Below are 18,118 nucleotides of genomic sequence, written 5' to 3'. Positions count from 1 at the left end.
TCTATGGATCAAAACAAACAGAAGAAATACGATAAAGCCTATCTACGAATGGCACTCGAATGGGCCAAACTCTCCTACTGCGAACGCAAAAAAGTAGGCGCAATCATCGTAAAAGACCGGGCCATCATTTCCGACGGATTCAACGGTACACCCAGCGGATTCGACAATAAATGTGAAGATGAAAATGGTGAAACCCAATGGCATGTGCTCCATGCAGAAGCAAATGCAATCCTCAAAGTGGCAGCCTCTACTCAATCGTGTGTTGGCGCAACGCTCTACCTTACACTTTCGCCTTGCAAAGACTGCAGCAAGCTGGTTCATCAAGCAGGCATTATCCGTTTGGTTTACATCAAAGATTATAAAGATCAAGAAGGCTTAGATTTTCTACAAAAAGCTGGTGTAATTATTGATCAGATTCCGCTTTCGCAACTCGAGATGGAATGACTAAATTCTTCAAAATATTAAACATCGTGATCGTGGTACTGATTATTTTTCTGATCGGATTTCTCATCGGAAAAAAATATGATTTTACCATCGACAGCAACGACGAAATGATCGGAATACAATACAGTGGCAACGAGCAAAAAATACGAAGACTCGTGTCGCTTATCGATGGGCAGTATATCGACGGCGTGAACAGCGAAAAGCTCGTTGACGATGCCATCCGTTATATGGTTGACCAGCTCGATCCGCATAGCAAATATTTAGAACGCGTGGTGGTCGAAAAATCGGAAGAAGAAATCAATGGTGAATTTGTGGGTATTGGCATCGAATACAAATCGCTGAACGATACTTTGGTCGTTACCCATGCAATGGTAGACAGCCCAAATGCAGCGAAATTCAAATTTGGAGATCGAATTTTATCCGTATCCAATCAAGATGTGTTGGGCTCAAATGCAGCTAAAATTTCGAGATTGATCAAAGGCAGAAACGGCACTACGGTGAATTTGAAAGTGTTGCGAAACGGAAAAGAAATAGAAATCGAAGCCGAACGACGCGTAATTCCGATCAATCCTATTGTGGGTGAACATATGTTGACAGCAGATTTGGGCTATGTAAAACTGGCAAGATTTAGCCAAAATTCCTCTACCTACTTTCATCAAGCATTAGATCGATTGCTCCAAAAAGGAATGAAAAAATTGGTGCTCGATCTCAGAGGAAATCCAGGCGGTATAATGTCTGAAGCAGAGAAGATAGCCGATGAATTTCTTACCAAAAACGAACTCATTGTCTTTACCCAAGATAAGGATCAAAAGAAAAAATACATCTATGCGACCAACAAAGGGCTTTTCGAACATGGGAATATTTATGTACTGATCGATGAGAGCTCTGCCTCTTCGAGCGAAATTGTTGCAGGGGCATTACAAGACTACGGACGAGCAACTATTGTCGGGAGGCGTTCTTACGGTAAAGGATTGGTGCAACGCGAAATCGAGTTGGGCGACGGGTCGCGGGTAAGGCTCACCGTTGCCAAATATTTTACACCAAGTGGGCGCTCGATCCAAAAGCCATACACGATAGATAAAAAAGAATACAACCAAGATTTTCAACAACGGGTGAAATCGGGCGAATTGTTTTCTCGCGACAGCATCAAACTCAACGAACAACTCAAATTCGTAGCGCCGTCGGGTAAGATTGTCTATGGCGGTGGCGGAATTGTGCCAGACGAATTTGTGGCTTTCGATACCCTATCGGTTGCCAATTGGCTGGCTTACAATCAAGACGAAAAATATTTTCAAGATTTCATCTTCAAGAAAACAGACCAAGTGCGGCAAATTCCCATGTTGCAATCGCAGAATGCTTTCAATAAATATTTTTCTGGAGCAATTTTTCAGACTTCATTTTTAGAAATGCTTGGATTGAAACGTGAATTGGTGAAAGATGATTATTTCCCAGTTGTGAATGATTTTATCAAGTCTACGGTAGGAAATTTCATGTTCGGAACGCAGGCTTATTACCAATTTTGGTTGCCACACGATGATATGATCAAAAAAGTTTTTGAACTCGAAACCAGGAAAAGATGAATGAATGGGAAGAATTATTGGCTGAATACGCCGTTTACCTGAAGCTGGAAAAACGAATGTCGCCCAATACAATCGAGAATTATTTGCGCGATATCCAGAAACTTGCCGATTTTTCACCATTTATGCCATCCGAACACAGCTACGAATCTCTGGCAGAATACCTTCATTTTATAGCCCAAAACTATAGCGTACGCTCGCAAGCACGTTTTTTATCAGGACTCAAAAGTTTTTTTAATTTTCTTCAATATCAAGAAGTTAGAGAAGATAATCCAACCGAATTATTAGAAAGTCCAAAAATTGGCACGAAATTACCGGATGTATTATCAGAAAATGAAATCGATAAATTGATCGAGGTCATCGATTTATCCAAACCCGAAGGAGAACGTAACCGAGCCATTATCGAAATGCTGTATGGTTGTGGGTTGCGGGTGTCTGAATTGGTGAATTTGAAGCTGTCTGATTTGTTTTTTGACGACGGATTTATTCAAGTTTTAGGAAAAGGGAACAAAGAACGATTGGTGCCCATAAGCGATTATACTGTGAAATACATCGAGCTGTACAAAGATTTTGTGAGGGTGCAACAACCCATACAAAAAGGGTTTGAAGATTTTCTATTTCTCAATAGACGGGGGAAACCATTGACGCGTGTCATGATTTTTACCATCATCAAAGAATTATCCATCATCGCCGGAATCAAAAAAAATATAAGTCCGCACACTTTTCGCCATTCATTTGCAACGCATTTATTGAAAAACGGAGCAGATTTGCGAGCGATACAACAGATGCTGGGTCATGAAAACATCGTAACTACCGAGATTTATACCCATATCGATCAAGATCATTTGCGACATGCCATTTTGAATCATCACCCACGAAACAAAAATTAGCATGAAAACTAAGTTCCATTTTTGCCCAAACTGTCGATCCGATCAAATCGAAATTATCGCCAATCACCAATTCATCTGTCGGTCTTGCGGAATGGAATATTTTCATAATGTAGCCTCGGCAACAGCAGTGATATTGCGACATCAAGACCAAATTTTGTTTACGGTACGCAATAGAGAACCCCACAAAGGAATGCTCGATTTGCCTGGCGGATTTATTGATCCCAACGAGACGGCAGAAGAAGGCGCAAGTCGCGAGCTAAAAGAAGAGCTCAACCTCGAGGTCGACCTCGAACGTTTGCATTACCTGATGTCACAGCCCAATACGTACCTCTACAAAGGTATAGAGTACAAAACCTGTGATTTTGCATTCGAAGTCAAGCAGCTCAATTCGTTGCAATTCGATCTAGAGTTGGATGAAATAGCTTCGGTAAAATGGGTAAAGATAGACGACATTAATTTGGATGAAATAGCCTTCGATTCGCTGCGAAACATTGTGAAAAAATACATCGAAAATCAATTAAAATGAAAAAAATAAGTCTTTTGGTTTTAGTAGGGCTAAGCTTACTTGCTTGCTCTACACAAAATGTACAAGTAGATTACGACCGTGCGGTAAATTTCTCGAATTACAAAACGTATCAAATCAACAGCGAAAACAGCACGCTCAACGATTTAGACAAGCAACGTTTGTTGGCAACGCTTGGTCGAGAATTGAGTGCAAAAGGACTCAATCTTGCTGATGATGCACAATTGATGATCGAAATTACCCCTAAAGAATATCTGTCAGAAAATCGAAGCACTGCGGTCGGAGTTGGTTTGGGTGGCGGAAATTATGGATTTGGCGGAGGCGTTTCGGTAGGAATTCCGATTAATCAAAAAAAACTGAATCAAGAATTTGTTGTGCAAATGAAAGACGGGCAAATATTGGTTTGGGAAGGCATTCTTACGATACAAATGCCAGTGAACGCTTCACCAGAAATGCGAGAAAGCGCTATAAACAAAGGCGTTGCAAAGCTGTTGAAGAATTATCCACCAAAGCAATAAGCTCAGTCCAATTTGCATTCGAAAATCAACGGGTTGTGCTCGTTGGGTTTCAAAATGGTTTTTTCTAAAATTTTCTGTGTCGCTGGGATTTGGGGTTGTGCTTTGGCTGCTATTTTGGGCAATTTCAATTGGTTCGTTGCATAATCGATGACAATATTCAGCGCTTCGGTTGCGTAGCCTTTATTCCAAAATTTACGTTTGATTCGCACGTTCAGAATTGCGCCGTATTTGGTCGCACGCAAACCGCACCAGCCAACAAATCGTCCGCCTCGAAGTTCGTAAACACCGTACAAACCATAGTTGTGCTCTTGGTAATGATGCAGCATTTGTTCTATGAAGTACGACGCCTCGTCTATGGATTGATAGGGTTTTTCATGAACCATTTTCATGAGCTCTGCATCAGAATTCATTTGAAAAATATCGAACGCATCGATGTCCAAAAATTCACGAATGACCAAATTGTGAGAGTCGCCTATGATTTTCATGTTATAAAAAAAGCCACATTAGATTGTGGCTTCAAAGATACTTATAATTGATTCAATATTTTATTGATTTTCTCTAGATTTGGCGTGATGATGATTTCTACACGTCGGTTTTTGGCTTTACCACTTTCTGTGCTGTTATCTCCAATTGGGATGTATTTGCTACGCCCGGCAGCTGTCATCTGCGTTGGTCTTACGTTGTAGTTTTCCAACGTTTTGGTCACAGCGGTTGCGCGCATTACCGAAAGATCCCAGTTGTCGAGAACTTCTCCTTGTTTGGTGTTGTAAGGTACGCTGTCGGTATGGCCTTCGATCAAGATGTTCAAATCACTTTGTTTTTTCAGTACGTTTGCCAATTGGCTCAGAGCGGTTTTAGCTTCTTCTCGCACATCCCATTTCCCTGAGCTGAAGAGCAATTTGTTTTCCATCGAAACATAAATTTGTCCGTTTTTCTCGTAAACGGTGATTCCTTTTCCGTCAAATCCGCGTAAAGCGTCGTCTATCGAATTTTTGAGCGAGGCAATTGCTTTTCTTTGTTGTGCCAATAGATTTTCGAGTTCGTTGATTTGGTTGATTTTTGCACTCAGCTCGGCTTCTTTGGCGGTGAGTTCGCTTCGGGTTGTTGCCAATTGATCGAGTAGGTCTCTGTTTTTGTCGATGTTGTCTTGCAAGTCTTTCGAAGAGTCTTGTGCCAAGGCTTCAAATGCGTTTTGCAGTTCGTCGAGTTCTGCTTGTTTGTTTTGTAATTCTTGGTTGAGTTGCGCCAATTCGTTGTCTTTCTGTAACAGCGCATTCTCTAAGTCGTTCATTTGCGTTTGGAAGTTGTTTTTCTCTTGCAACAGCAGATAATATCGATCTTCCAAATCGTTGTATTTCTTGAGGGGTACACAAGAGCTAATGGCGGCTAATGAGAGCAAGCATAAACAGGTTTTTTTCATGATTTAAGTTGTTTCAAAGTCTAATTCTATTAATATAGGACAGTGGTCTGAATGTTTTGCTTCTGATAAAATGGCGACTCTCTTCATCTTTTCTTCTAGGCTTTTGCTTACCATATTGTAATCAATCCTCCATCCTTTGTTGTTGTTTCGGGCATTTGCTCGGTAACTCCACCAAGTATAATGATGAGATTCTTTTACAAAATACCGAAAGGAATCGATCATGTCGCATTCTGCCATAAAACGGCTCATCCATTCGCGTTCTACGGGCAAGAATCCGGACACTTTTGCGTTGCGTACGGGATCGTGAATGTCGATCGCTTCATGACAGATGTTATAATCTCCACATATAACGAGATTTGGTTTAGAATGTTTTAATTCTTTGATATAATTTAAAAAATCTTCACAAAACTGTAATTTAAAATCCAACCGTACATCCATATTCGTTCCGCTAGGCAGGTAAAGACTGATCACGGAGCAATGGTCGAAATCTAACCGAATGACGCGACCTTCGAAGTCGATGTAATCGATACCTGTACCGATTTGCACATGGTTGGGTTTTATTTTCGAAAAAATGGCAACACCGCTATAACCCTTGCGTGTAGCAGAATGCCAATAAGCCGTATACCCTAACTGCTCCAACTCGGAGATGTCGACTTGCTCGGGCATTGCCTTGGTTTCTTGTACACAAAAAACATCTGGATTTGCGGCTTTCAGCCAATCTGCAAGCCCTTTGTTCAATGCTGCACGAATGCCGTTTACGTTGTAACTAATGATTTTCATAGAAGCGAAATTAGAATTTTTGAGGCTTAAAATAAAATTTTATCCTATCGAATGTTTTTTTTATCTCTGCGTGTAACAATTGCAAAAATGTTTCGTCTTAATGGTAATTAACATCAAGACTTTTGAAGACAAAATTTCTCGATATCGAAAAGGAATTAATTCGGCGATGCATACAAGGCGATCAAAAATCGCAAAAGCAACTCTACGAGCATTATGCTGCCGCAATGTATGGTGTGAGCCGTAGAATAATTGCAGACGAAGTTTTGGCAGAAGATGCAATGCAAGAAGCCTTTATTACCGCTTTTCAAAAGTTGGAGCAATTCAAGGGTGAAGTGGTTTTTGGGGCATGGCTCAAGCGTATTGTAATTCGTAAAAGCATAGACCTGTTGAGAAAAGAAAAAAAACTACAGGTAGAGCTAGAAAATGACCACATCATCGAAGAAACAAGTATGGATTACAAAGCAATTGATGTACAACAGTTGAAATCTGGAATCGAAGCGTTGCCAGCGCAATATAAACTCATGATTAATTTGTATTATTTCGAAGGATATTGCCACGAAGAGTTGGCTTCTCTTTTGGGAATATCGCATCAAAATTCGAGAACATTATTGAGTAGAGCAAAATCAAAATTGAAAACAATTTTAAACGAAATGCAGTATGGAAGATCAATTGGATAAATTATTAAAAGCCCATCAAGCTGAGTTGTTTGATGAAGCTGGGTTGAGAGTTGGGCACGAAAAGCGTTTTGCAAAACGTTTACAAAAACAGCAATTCCGTCAGCCATTTGTTTTTCGCGGGTATCATTATGCCGCTATGTTGTTGCCGTTGTTTTTGGTCGTTGGGATTTATCTGCTAAAGAATACAAACGAAACATCGCCCTCAGATTCGGTAGAGTTGGCGATGTATTCCAAATCATTGGATGATAAAAATGGGGTGTTTTCGTCTATTCTTGAATCTAAATTGCAAGAAATTGAGCGTTATAAAACGGCTGACAACAACGCGATGATAACGCAAAGCTTGGGTGAACTCGACAAATTAGAGAAAGAATATGAAACATTGGTGTTGGATTTAGAAAAAAGTGGCGGAAATCCAAAAGTAGTAGAATCGGTAATCGTGAATCTGAAAGCGAGAATCGACGTACTAGAAAAACTCATCTACAACCTTAAACTAAAATCGCAATTAAATCAAATCCATCATGAAAATATATTATAAATTCTGGCTGATTTTGAGCCTTTTCATCTGTTCTAATGCTAGTTTTGCGAGCGTTTCGGAGAGATACGAATACGTTCAGACCAAAACAATTAATAGAGTTTTCAACGTGAATGAAGAGGCAAACCTCATCGTGAACAATAAGTATGGAAACATCAAAGTAGAACATTGGAACAAGCATCAAATTGCATTCGAGGTGACCATCGAGGTGTCGTCTCGAGATCAAAAAGTTGCAGCGAGTCGATTGCAAAGCATCGATGTCAAATTCAATAGTTCTAGCAACGAAGTGAGTGCCTCCACAGAACTGAAGAGCGAAAGAGGTAAAAAAATTTCGATAGAAATTCATTATTTGGTCAAAATCCCAAAAAATGCCAAAGTTCAGCTTTATAACCTGTTTGGAGATATCATTGGAAACACCTTTTACAACGAGACCTTTATTTCGGCAAAATATGGTAATATCAGGTTGGGCAATCTCAAACATAAAACCAATCGAATTTTGATGCAATACTCAACCAATTCAAGCATCAATAGCATCAACGAGGCGGTGATCAATGCCTCTTACTCTACGCTCAATCTAGAAAACGCTAATAATATCAATATGGTGTTCAAGTATTCTGACGCTGTCATGCACAGGGTAGAGAATCTTGCATTAGAAATGCACTACGGAAATCTCAACCTCAATCAGGTAAATTCTGTAATAATCACCGGAAATTACTCGAATCATGTGCTCGGAAGTGTAAAAAAATTGTTGTCGTTTTCGGGAAATTACGGTACGATGAAACTCAACAAGCTCTTGGCTGGGTTTGATGAGCTGGTGCTAAAATGCAACTATTACAACGCAAGTATTGGCATCGATAACAACGCTTCTTTCGCATTCGTTTCGAGTTCTAATTATGGAGATGTAACGCTCCCGAACGGACTTCAACTTTCAAGCTCGAATCATGCGCGTAATAGTCATTCTTATGCAGGGAGTAAAGGCATTGGTGGAGGTTCGATTGCGCTAAGTTTTACTTACGGAAATATAAAATTTAATTAATAACGAGATGAAAAAAACACTAACTTTTTGTATGACATTTTTGATGTTCATCGGGCTGTTTGCCCAAAAAACAACGGTGATAGGTAACGGAAAAATAGAGACCGAACAGCGTAACACGGCAGATTTTACAGGAGTAAATCTTCGGTCTTTTGTAGACGTCGAAGTATTATCTGGAAGTTTCGATCAAAAAATTGAAGTCATCGCCGAGCGTAATATTTTACCATATATCACAACAGAGATAAGAGACAAGAAATTGATCGTAGGCATCAGACCAGGGATTTCGATCAAAACAGAATCAAATGTAAAAGTACGTTTCAAATCCAATACAATCAAGAGTGTAGAGATTAACGGTTCGGGTGATTTCAAATCGACGAGTAAAAACGAAGTGCCAAGTTTGACCATCACAATTTTAGGGTCTGGCGACGTGAAAATGAATACGAATTCAGAACGGGTGAACGTAAACATTCTAGGGTCGGGAGATGTAGATTTGGTTGGATTTACTCAAAATTTTACAGCAACAATCAATGGTTCTGGTGATGTAGACGCTTTGGGCATGAAGACCTCCAAAGCCACGTTGACCGTTGCCGGGTCTGGAGATACAGAGCTTTGGGTCGAAGATGAATTGGCAGTGAATATAGTGGGCTCGGGTGATGTATACTACAAAGCAAATCCCAAACTCATAATCAATAATAATGGATCGGGAGTGGTAAGAAAAAAATAAAGGACATTTTTCTTATCCTAGATCAATGCGTAAGGATGACAGCCTCCCTAAATTTATAATCGCAAAAAGTGTTTAAATTTTTTAGTATTAGTTGAAATGTAAAGAGGCTGTTTTGTTCCGCCATATCGTTGCACTGCGTGGATACGAGGATTGACTTTTGTCGTTATCCATGCACTCCGACGAGCTCATCCAGACACAGAAACTGAGCTTACCAAAGTGTAATTTTTACAGCCTCTTTCGTTTTATTCTATTTTGGTGTAATCTACGATTTCCAAACCATATTGCGTGGTTTGTGGCTTGTCTGGGGTACGCGTGATGAGATTCAACCTTTTTATACCCAAATCTTTTATAATTTGCGATCCTATTCCGTGGTCTTTTTCATCTGCTGGTAGTACACCAGAGGCTACTTTTCCTTCAGAGAATTTTTTAAACAAATTCAATTTGGTATGAATCAGTTCCGGATTCAATACATTGTTGATAAAGATAATGACGCCTTTGCCACTTTCTTCTATGATTTTTGCGGTTTTCTCGAGTAATGGGGTTTCGCCGTTTTGCAAGGCAGCAAACAAATCGTAATAGCTGTTGGTCGATTTTACACGCACGGGTACCACCTCGTCTTCGTTCCATTCGCCTTTTTTCAGGGCAAAGTGTATTTGATCGTTTGTGGTTTGGCGATAAGCAATCAAATCATATTCACCAAAAACAGTTTTCGCTCCGAATTCTTCTATTCTTTCTACCAAAGATTCGTTTTTCAGTCGGTAAGCAATCAAATCTTCAATAGAAATAATTTTCAGATCGAATTGTTTAGCAATTTCCAACAACTCTGGAAGTCTGGCCATCGACCCGTCTTCATTTAATATTTCGACTAGAATTCCTGCTGGCTTAAAGCCGGCTAAGCGCGCCAAATCTACTGCTGCTTCTGTGTGTCCCATTCTTACAAGCACGCCGCCATCTTTGGCAGTTAGAGGAAAAATATGTCCTGGTCTACCAAAATCTTCCGGTTTGGTGTCATCTTTTACAAGAAATTCGATGGTTTTAGATCGGTCATAAGCTGAAATGCCAGTCGTGCAGCCATGACCAATCAAATCTACAGAAACTGTAAAGGCTGTTTGGTGTAACACGGTGTTTTTAGTTACCATTGGTTGCAAATCCAACTCTTTACAGCGTTTTTGTGTCAGAGGTGCACAGATTAATCCACGACCGTGTGTTGCCATGAAATTAATCATCTCAGGAGTCACCTTTTCGGCTACTGCTATAAAATCTCCTTCATTTTCTCTGTCTTCATCATCGACTACGATAATGATTTTTCCTTGTCTTAGGTCTTCTAATGCTTCGTCTATGGTATTTAATATTGTGTTTCGCATGTTGTTTTGTTATTGGTAACGACTGTGTTCTGTCGGTCTTTTTTTGTTAAATTTTCCAAAGAATTTTATCAAAGGATCGGTGTATTTGCTCAGGTCGAATAGCCCTGAATCGTTGTTTGCTTTGAGCAACAAAAGAATAGAAAACGGAAAGAATAGAAAATTTGCCGCCCAACCCGCTAAGAAAGGGTGCATTGTTCCATTTTTTGCCATATTTTCTGCTGTCAAGTTAACGATAAAATATAAGATAAAAACAATAATAGATATGATAACGGGCATACCAACTCCACCTTTTTTCACAATAGCGCCAAGCGGAGCTCCGATAAAAAAGAAAATAATACAGGTGACAGCATAAGACCAATTTCTATGATAATGAAGCGTAATTCTCGACATGAATTTTTTTCGACTTTTGTCTTCTTCAATATTGAAATGGTTGTTGTTGATGTCTCGCTCTATCGATATAATGGCATTGTTGAGGTTGAGGTCTCTACGATCTGGATTGACCTTGTCTAACGTAATCGAGGGGTGATTGTCTGCATTCTTTTGCTCCGACAAATCTTTCATCTGTTGATCGTAATAGATGGCGTTGAGGTAATTGTTTTCGGCAGAGCGAGTATAAAATTCTTGATTGGCTAGCTTTACCGAGTCGATGAGTAGTTTGAGGTCTTTTGCTTGTAAATTTTTGTAATGATTTCCTGGGTCTTGATCGGTAGTTTTATCGACCAACAACGAAATGTCGATGTAGAAATTGAGCGTGTCAAACTTGGTTGTTTCATTGTTCTGACGTTTTCGTTGCTCAAAATTTTTACCAAAAACTTCTTCGGTATAAGCTATACCATCGAACAGTTCGAGTTTTAGAAATCTTGGATTCACAGAATCGGTCTTGAGCGATCCTTTTTGAGCAATGATGGTCATTGGGTCTTGGTCTACGGCCTGTTCGTGCCCGTTCTCGTCGCGAATCATTTTTACCAATTGTTGATGGATGAAAATATCGGTAAGTTTCTCGTTGTTTTCGCCTTCTACACGATTCACTTTCATGCTGTATCCTGGTATGGTATTGATAAAAATACCTTCTGAAATTTGCATAGCAGGCCGACTTTTGACGATGGTGTACATGATTTGTCTTGCCTTTCTTTGCGAGTAGGGCATCATGTAATCGCCAAAAAGGTATAAGCCAACAGATAAAAACACGACCAATACAAACACAGAGCGAAGAATACGTACCAACGACAAGCCAGACGCTTTCATGGCTGCTAGTTCGTAGCGTTCGCCGAATCCGCCAAAGGTCATGATTGAACCCAGCAAAATGGTAAGCGGTAAAACCAACTGTATCACATTGATACCCATATAAAAGATTAGCTCACCAATGGTAAGCCAATCCAAGCCTTTTCCTACATATTTATCCATTTGTTGCCAAGCGAATTGGACAATGAAAATGAAAAATAAAATACTAAATATGAAGAAAAAGGGACCAATAAAGGTCTTTAATATGTAAGAATCAAGTTTCTTAATCATCAATTACAATTGTGTCACAATATAGCCTTTCGACTTATATTTACTGGCATCAAAGTTAAAGTAACTTTTGTGAATAATTAAATTTTCTAAGTATTCTTTTACCGTAATTGTGGTCGTAGAATTGTTGTTGCCGACTTCTTTGTATTGATAGATTTCGTTGTTGTTGGTATTGATTCCTAGCAGAGCATACTGTATGCCTAAACCTTTCGATTTTGGTGTGAGTTTTACAAATTGTATGGGTTTGCCCCCGATGGTTTGTTTTTTGTCGAGGGTATAATTAAAATCTTTAGAATAGGTGTTCAATATTTTCGTCGGAGTCAATACATCGTCGATGTTGTCGTCATTCGAGATTACGACTTCTTTTTCATCATTCGAGATGGTGTATAATTTTTTACCATCGTAGATTTGATTGATGTCCATTACATTGAGATTGAATTTCTGTTTTGCAGAAAAAACCTCTCCTGTTTGGGTTTTACCTCCGCTACTGAAATCGAATTTGATGTAATACGTACTGGCACTGTTGTATTTGTTCTTCACTTTCTCCAACAAGCCTTTAGCATTCTGTCCGAAAGCAACTGTGCTTGCGAACATCATCAGCAATAGAAATAACTTGTTCTTCATCTTTTTTTGACAATTTTGTTAATTCAAGTTATTCAACAACTGTTCCAAACTCAATTCGTCTTGGATGAGAACTTGTCGCGCTTTGCTCCCTTCGAACGGCCCAACAACACCAGCGGCTTCTAGCTGATCGATAAGACGACCTGCGCGGTTGTAGCCCAACTTCAGTTTGCGTTGCAACAACGAGGCAGAACCTTGTTGAGATGCTACAATAATACGGGCTGCCTCTTCGAAGAGTTGATCGCGTTCGCTCAGATCGATGTCCAATGCTCCGCCTTCTTCGCCAACGTATTCTGGCAAGTGCAAGGCGTCTGGATAACCTTTTTGGTTGCCAATGTATTCAGTAATTTTGTCGACCTCTGGTGTATCGACAAACGCACATTGGATGCGCACCAAATCGTTTCCGGTGGTAAACAACATATCTCCTTTTCCGATCAATTGGTCTGCTCCTGCAGAATCCAAAATGGTTCGAGAGTCGATTTTAGAGGTCACTCGAAAGGCAACTCGACCCGGGAAATTGGCTTTTATGGTTCCCGTAATCACGTTCACAGACGGTCTTTGGGTTGCGATGATCAAATGTATTCCCACAGCGCGAGCCAATTGTGCAAGGCGAGCAATCGGCAATTCGACTTCCTTCCCTGCGGTCATAATGAGATCGGCAAACTCGTCTACAACCAACACAATGTAAGGCAAAAAGCGGTGTCCGTGTTCAGGGTTTAGTTTTCGTTGTTTGAATTTGGCGTTGTATTCTTTGATGTTGCGTACAAAGGCATTTTTCAATAATTCGTAACGTTCATCCATTTCGATACAAAGCGAATTCAGGGTGTTGATAACTTTGGTATTGTCGGTGATGATGGCTTCTTCGGCATCGGGCAGTTTTGCCAAATAATGGCGTTCGATTTTGGCGTAAAGCGTTAGCTCAACTTTTTTAGGATCCACCATTACAAATTTCAATTCAGACGGATGTTTTTTGTAGAGCAAAGAGGCAATGATGGCGTTCAAACCTACCGATTTCCCTTGTCCGGTAGCTCCTGCCATCAGCAAATGAGGCATTTTGGCCAAATCGGCAACAAAGGTTTCGTTCGAAATGGTTTTACCAAAAGCAATCGGCAATTCCATATTGGCCGTTTGGAATTTTTGAGAAGCGATCACCGAATACATCGAAACGATAGAAGGGTTCGAGTTGGGCACTTCGATACCAATGGTTCCCTTACCAGGAATTGGCGCGATGATTCTGATTCCTAAAGCGCTCAAACTCAATGCGATGTCGTCTTCCAGATTTTTTATTTTCGAAATTCGAACGCCGGCTTCGGGTACTATTTCGTACAGGGTTACCGTAGGTCCAATGGTTGCTTTTATTTGTGAAATGCCAATCCCATAGTTCGATAAGGTTTCGATGATTCTATTTTTATTGGCTTCCAACTCTCGTTGGTCTATGGTGGTTTGGTTGCCGTTGTCGTACTTGTTGAGCAAGCTCAAAGGCGGAAATTCGAAATTTGGCAAATCGAGATGCGGATCGTATTCTCCGTGATTTTTCACCAAGCTTTCTGCTATTTCGTCTAAAGTCTCTTCTTCGTTAATGGTTTCTATTTTGAGCTCCAAACCATCTGTAGTGTGTTTTTGCTCTTCCCCTTTTTCAACTTCTTCAACCGCTGGTAAATCGTTGGTTTCTGGTTCGAGAAGCACGATTTTTTTTTCGTTTTTTTGAGCCGTAACCTCAGCATTGAATTGCGAAATCAGATCTTCTGCGTTCTCTTGGCTTGCAGGCAAAGGTTCATTGGGATTTAATGGTAAAGTTTGTGCGGAAGGTTTTGTGTCGAATTCTACAAATGGATCTTCTTCCATTGATTCTTTTTCGTCGAGCGACTTGGCTTGTCTTTCTTCTTCCTCTTTCAATTTCAAGGCTCTTTTTTCTTCGATGCGTTGCTGAATATTCTCGTAAGTCAATCGCCAACGGAGAATGGCGTAGATGATAAAGCTGAGCAATAAAACAATTCCGACTCCGATTTTGCCAATCAGACTTTGGCTAAAATCATTGATTTCGAATCCCATTGCTCCAGATAATAGATCGGTTTTGGGAGCTATAAAACCTAAGAAAACAGGCAACCAAATCAAGAAAAATAACGCATTGTAGAGAAAGTGGAAAGGTTTGATTTTTTTCCAGGTGGTGACGATTTTTGTTCCCAATAACATGAAAAATATAGGTAGGAATAAAGCGGTAATTCCGATTCCGTTTCGAATGAAAGTTTCGCCTAATAAAGCGCCAATTTTCCCTAAAATATTATCTGCAACCACCTCGCGGTCGGTGAGCTCGTAAATCTGACTTTGGTCCCAAGTGTTGTTGAACAAATAAGAAATCATCGACATGAGCAAGATGAGACCTACAAAAAAGAAGATCACGCCAATTATGGTTTTGAATAACTTCGATTTTGATGTTTTAATGGTTGGTTCTGTGTTCTTTATAGCCATTGTGTATGGAAACTTAGATATATGGTTTGTTTGCAAAAATAGAAAATATGTTTGTATAAATGATACTTTAATTTAGGATAAGAAAAACCTCCCGTCGAATGTTTTTTTACCGAACGAAAACAATTATATTTGCATGGTTATGGACAATTTCATTGTATCTGCTCGTAAGTATAGACCCGTTGATTTCCCCGATGTGGTAGGGCAAGAAGCCATTACGGCTACCTTGCAACACGCAATAGAGAGTAATCAATTGCCGCAAGCATTGCTGTTTTGTGGACCTCGCGGTGTAGGGAAAACCACTTGTGCCAGAATTTTGGCTCGTAAAATCAATGAAGAGAATGGGGTAGAAGGCGATCAAGATTTTGCGTTCAATATCTTCGAGTTAGATGCGGCGTCCAACAACTCGGTAGACGATATTCGCAACCTTATCGATCAGGTAAGAATCGTTCCACAAGTTGGGAAATACAGAGTCTACATTATCGATGAGGTGCACATGTTGTCTACTGCAGCCTTCAACGCATTTCTCAAAACATTAGAAGAACCTCCAGCGCATGCAATTTTTATCTTGGCGACAACCGAGAAACACAAAATCATCCCAACGATTTTATCGCGTTGCCAGATTTATGATTTCAAAAGAATCGGGGTAGAAGACATCAAATCACATCTGAAATTTGTTGCCGATAAAGAAAACGTAACTTACGAAGACGACGCTTTGCACTTGATTGCACAAAAAGCAGATGGCGCACTTCGTGATTCTTTGTCAATCTTCGATCGGATGGTTACTTTCACCAATGGACATCTGACTTTGGAACAAGTTGCAGAGAATTTGAATGTGTTGGACTATGATTATTTCTTCAGAATGACCGATGCTTTATTGGCAAATGACATTCCGAGTGCCATCATACAGTTCAATGAAATATTGAATAAAGGATTTGATGCACATCTTTTTATCAACGGTTTGGGAGCGCATTTTCGCGATTTGCTGATGGCAAAAACACCTGCAACGGTAGAATTGTTAGAAGTTGGCGAGCGTACCAAAGCTCAATACCTCGAACACGCACAAAAATGTTCGCATGCTTTTTTGTTTGGCGGTATAGACATCTGCAATCAGACCGATATTCAGTACAAATCTTCCAAGAATCCTCGTCTTTCTGTCGAAATTGCATTGATGCAGATTGCTTCGCTGATGGATCCTACATCCGAAACATTTAAAAAAAAAAGTATAGGATAATCACACCTGCTTTTTTCCGATCGATTGACGAGCAGAAAGCAAAAGAGCATCAATCAACACCGCAAAAAGTACAACCCTCAAACAACGAGGCGCCAGCGAGTACAGTTCAAGCGGTTTCAGCTCCTGCGGAAGACTTCTCCAAAAACACCACCACAAGGGTCAACAAACCGCTGAAAAATCAGCGCAAGGCAGCGTTTAGCCTTAATATTGAGTTGGATCAGAAACCAGAATCAATTGCGACAGAAGAGTCATTAGACCTCAACAAACCCAATGACGCATTCGATGAAAAGAAAATCGCCGTGTTTTGGAAAGATTTTCTTCAACAGTTGAAAACAGAAAAAAGAATTCCGGAATATAATGTGTTCGAAACGGCTAAACTTTCGAAAGTGTCGGACGAATTGATAGAGATTGAATTGAGTTCCGGCTCGGCAGAAGCAGAATTCGAGGTTTTTCGAGATCGAATTGTAAATGGGCTAAAAGCTTTTTTGAATAATTATGCCTTCCGAATCGAAACCAAAGTAAGTCCATCTTTAGCAAGCGTAAATCATATCAAATCCAAAAAACAAATCGCACAAGAAATGAGCGATAAAAATCCAGCATTGATAAAGCTTATACAAGATTTCGGATTGAATTTGTTTGATTGATAGTGAGTTGTAAAGCGAATACTTTCGATAAAAAACTAGCATAAATCGATTAATTATTTGTAAAATTGCATAAATTTTTAAAGTCAATTATGAAAAAAATACTTTTAAGCCTTGTTGTAGTCGCTACTTTAGCCTCTTGTAACAAGTCTGGTAAAACAGTTGATAAGTTGGAAAACGATGATCAGAAAGCCTCTTACGCTTTTGGTACATCTTTAGGAGATCAAGCAGCCATGTTGGATTCTCGTTTGACAGAGTCGGATAGCGTAAACTACGCCGAGGTAGAAAAAGGTATTCGTGATTATCTAAACGCAGGAAAAGAGCGCGAATCGTATGCCATTGGTCAACAAATAGGGCAGACCATAGAATCGGTGATTGCCAACCAAAGTCTCGACGGGAAGTTTGATCGCGACATTGTTATCCAAGGATTTATGGATGTGGTAAGAAAAAGAAAGCTATTGCTTACCAAAGAAGCAGGGAACGAATTCTTGATGACATATGCACAAAAACACGTAGATGTTCTGAAAAAAGAAAATCAAGATAAATCGACCAAATTGATCGAAGAAAAGAAAAAAGCTTCTGGTGCAAAAACCACAGCAAGTGGCTTGGTTTACGTAGTGAAAAAAGAAGGAAAAGGAGCAAAACCAAACGCCAATTCTTTGGTGAAAGTAAAATACACGGGTAAAATTTTAGAAACCGGAAAAGTTTTCGATACCACCGACAAAAATGGTGGAGAACCAGTAGAATTCCCGTTGGATGCCGTAATCCCGGGATGGCAAGAAGGTTTGCAATTGATGTCGCCAGGCGCTGTCTATACATTCTACATTCCAGCCAATTTAGCTTATGGCGAAAATGGAGCGCCGCAAGGCGGAATTGGACCTAACCAAGCGTTGGAATTCGAAGTAGAATTGTTGGAAGTAAAAGAAGCTCCAAATCAGCCTGAAATGACACCTGAGCAAGAAGCTGAGTTGAAGAAAATGCTCGAAGATCAAGCTAAACAACAAGGACATTAATCAATTTTGATGATCATATATAAAAAAGGAATGCCAAAAAGGTGTTCCTTTTTTTATCATTAAACTTTCGGTTTTTGTTGAAAAGTGATTTGATTTAGCCGAATGGTTAGGGTGATTTTCGAATAAGGTGTAGCCTTTTAAACCATAGACCA

General features: G+C 39.9%; 19 protein-coding genes. 12 read left to right on the top strand and 7 right to left on the bottom strand.

Annotation, left to right across the window (positions count from 1 at the left end; all coding sequences use genetic code 11):
• The first annotated feature begins 3 nt into the window (after positions 1-3).
• Genes BN8061_RS03065 through BN8061_RS03045 form a run of 5 tightly spaced genes read left to right on the top strand, consistent with a single transcriptional unit; the run spans position 4 to position 3,952 of the window.
• A complete protein-coding gene (locus tag BN8061_RS03065; protein WP_068596392.1) occupies positions 4-444 on the top strand; it encodes a deoxycytidylate deaminase in 441 nt (146 codons plus the stop codon).
• Positions 441-2,024, top strand: a complete 1,584-nt coding sequence (locus BN8061_RS03060) for a S41 family peptidase (RefSeq protein WP_068596390.1) — start codon at positions 441-443, stop codon at positions 2,022-2,024. The genes BN8061_RS03065 and BN8061_RS03060 overlap by 4 nt, the downstream gene beginning before the upstream one ends.
• On the top strand, positions 2,021-2,911 hold the full coding sequence (gene xerD, locus BN8061_RS03055) for a site-specific tyrosine recombinase XerD (RefSeq protein ID WP_068596388.1): 891 nt from the start codon (positions 2,021-2,023) through the stop codon (positions 2,909-2,911). The genes BN8061_RS03060 and xerD overlap by 4 nt, the downstream gene beginning before the upstream one ends.
• Position 2,912: 1 nt before the next feature.
• On the top strand, positions 2,913-3,437 hold the full coding sequence (locus BN8061_RS03050) for an NUDIX hydrolase (RefSeq protein WP_068596386.1): 525 nt from the start codon (positions 2,913-2,915) through the stop codon (positions 3,435-3,437).
• Positions 3,434-3,952 carry a DUF4136 domain-containing protein gene (locus BN8061_RS03045; RefSeq protein ID WP_068596384.1) on the top strand — a complete coding sequence of 173 codons (519 nt, stop codon included), beginning with the start codon at positions 3,434-3,436 and terminating at the stop codon, positions 3,950-3,952. Before BN8061_RS03050 ends, BN8061_RS03045 begins: the two co-directional genes overlap by 4 nt.
• Positions 3,953-3,954: 2 nt before the next feature.
• Here BN8061_RS03045 and BN8061_RS03040 read toward each other — a convergent pair whose 3' ends face one another.
• Genes BN8061_RS03040 through BN8061_RS03030 form a run of 3 tightly spaced genes read right to left on the bottom strand, consistent with a single transcriptional unit; the run spans position 3,955 to position 6,152 of the window.
• Positions 3,955-4,437 carry a GNAT family N-acetyltransferase gene (locus tag BN8061_RS03040; protein ID WP_068596382.1) on the bottom strand — a complete coding sequence of 161 codons (483 nt, stop codon included), beginning with the start codon at positions 4,435-4,437 and terminating at the stop codon, positions 3,955-3,957.
• Positions 4,438-4,478: 41 nt separating this feature from the next.
• Positions 4,479-5,372, bottom strand: coding sequence for an OmpA family protein (locus BN8061_RS03035; protein ID WP_068596380.1), 894 nt, complete (start codon positions 5,370-5,372; stop codon positions 4,479-4,481).
• Between the two features lie 3 nt (positions 5,373-5,375).
• Entirely contained in the window at positions 5,376-6,152 is a 777-nt protein-coding gene (locus BN8061_RS03030) for an exodeoxyribonuclease III (protein WP_068596377.1), read from the bottom strand.
• Positions 6,153-6,274: 122 nt separating this feature from the next.
• Between BN8061_RS03030 and BN8061_RS03025 the strand changes: the two genes are divergently transcribed.
• Genes BN8061_RS03025 through BN8061_RS03010 form a run of 4 tightly spaced genes read left to right on the top strand, consistent with a single transcriptional unit; the run spans position 6,275 to position 9,118 of the window.
• Entirely contained in the window at positions 6,275-6,829 is a 555-nt protein-coding gene (locus tag BN8061_RS03025) for an RNA polymerase sigma factor (RefSeq protein ID WP_068596376.1), read from the top strand.
• Positions 6,810-7,364, top strand: a complete 555-nt coding sequence (locus BN8061_RS03020; protein ID WP_068596373.1) for a hypothetical protein — start codon at positions 6,810-6,812, stop codon at positions 7,362-7,364. Before BN8061_RS03025 ends, BN8061_RS03020 begins: the two co-directional genes overlap by 20 nt.
• Positions 7,348-8,397: a hypothetical protein gene (locus BN8061_RS03015; RefSeq protein ID WP_068596372.1), complete on the top strand. Its 1,050-nt coding sequence runs from the start codon at positions 7,348-7,350 to the stop codon at positions 8,395-8,397. The genes BN8061_RS03020 and BN8061_RS03015 overlap by 17 nt, the downstream gene beginning before the upstream one ends.
• 7 nt (positions 8,398-8,404) lie before the next feature.
• A complete protein-coding gene (locus BN8061_RS03010; protein ID WP_094745835.1) occupies positions 8,405-9,118 on the top strand; it encodes a head GIN domain-containing protein in 714 nt (237 codons plus the stop codon).
• Positions 9,119-9,360: 242 nt separating this feature from the next.
• Here the strand turns inward: BN8061_RS03010 and ribB are convergent, their stop codons facing one another.
• From ribB to BN8061_RS02990, 4 genes are read right to left on the bottom strand one after another with little or no spacing between them, the layout of a single operon-like run.
• Positions 9,361-10,482 (bottom strand): 3,4-dihydroxy-2-butanone-4-phosphate synthase, encoded by a 1,122-nt coding sequence (gene ribB, locus BN8061_RS03005; RefSeq protein ID WP_068596368.1) that lies wholly within the window; start codon positions 10,480-10,482, stop codon positions 9,361-9,363.
• A 9-nt stretch (positions 10,483-10,491) separates the two neighbouring features.
• Positions 10,492-11,994, bottom strand: coding sequence for an LptF/LptG family permease (locus BN8061_RS03000; protein ID WP_068596366.1), 1,503 nt, complete (start codon positions 11,992-11,994; stop codon positions 10,492-10,494).
• A gap of 3 nt (positions 11,995-11,997) precedes the next feature.
• Positions 11,998-12,615 carry an outer membrane lipoprotein periplasmic chaperone LolA1 gene (locus BN8061_RS02995; RefSeq protein WP_068596364.1) on the bottom strand — a complete coding sequence of 206 codons (618 nt, stop codon included), beginning with the start codon at positions 12,613-12,615 and terminating at the stop codon, positions 11,998-12,000.
• 18 nt (positions 12,616-12,633) lie between these two features.
• Positions 12,634-15,081 carry an FtsK/SpoIIIE family DNA translocase gene (locus tag BN8061_RS02990; RefSeq protein WP_068596362.1) on the bottom strand — a complete coding sequence of 816 codons (2,448 nt, stop codon included), beginning with the start codon at positions 15,079-15,081 and terminating at the stop codon, positions 12,634-12,636.
• Between the two features lie 139 nt (positions 15,082-15,220).
• Here BN8061_RS02990 and dnaX point away from each other — a divergent pair, with 139 nt between their 5' ends.
• The 3 genes from dnaX (at position 15,221) to BN8061_RS02975 (ending at position 17,966) form a co-directional block, all read left to right on the top strand.
• Positions 15,221-16,312 (top strand): DNA polymerase III subunit gamma/tau, encoded by a 1,092-nt coding sequence (dnaX, locus tag BN8061_RS02985; protein WP_068596360.1) that lies wholly within the window; start codon positions 15,221-15,223, stop codon positions 16,310-16,312.
• A gap of 212 nt (positions 16,313-16,524) precedes the next feature.
• Positions 16,525-16,956 carry a hypothetical protein gene (locus tag BN8061_RS02980; protein ID WP_068596358.1) on the top strand — a complete coding sequence of 144 codons (432 nt, stop codon included), beginning with the start codon at positions 16,525-16,527 and terminating at the stop codon, positions 16,954-16,956.
• An 89-nt stretch (positions 16,957-17,045) separates the two neighbouring features.
• Entirely contained in the window at positions 17,046-17,966 is a 921-nt protein-coding gene (locus BN8061_RS02975) for an FKBP-type peptidyl-prolyl cis-trans isomerase (RefSeq protein WP_068596356.1), read from the top strand.
• The last annotated feature ends 152 nt before the right edge of the window (positions 17,967-18,118 follow it).

The organism is Vaginella massiliensis, from assembly GCF_900089075.1.
Classification (GTDB): Bacteria; Bacteroidota; Bacteroidia; order Flavobacteriales; family Weeksellaceae; genus Weeksella; species Weeksella massiliensis_A.
Note: the sequence above shows the minus strand (reverse complement) of the source record. Positions and strands in the feature narration are given on the sequence as shown.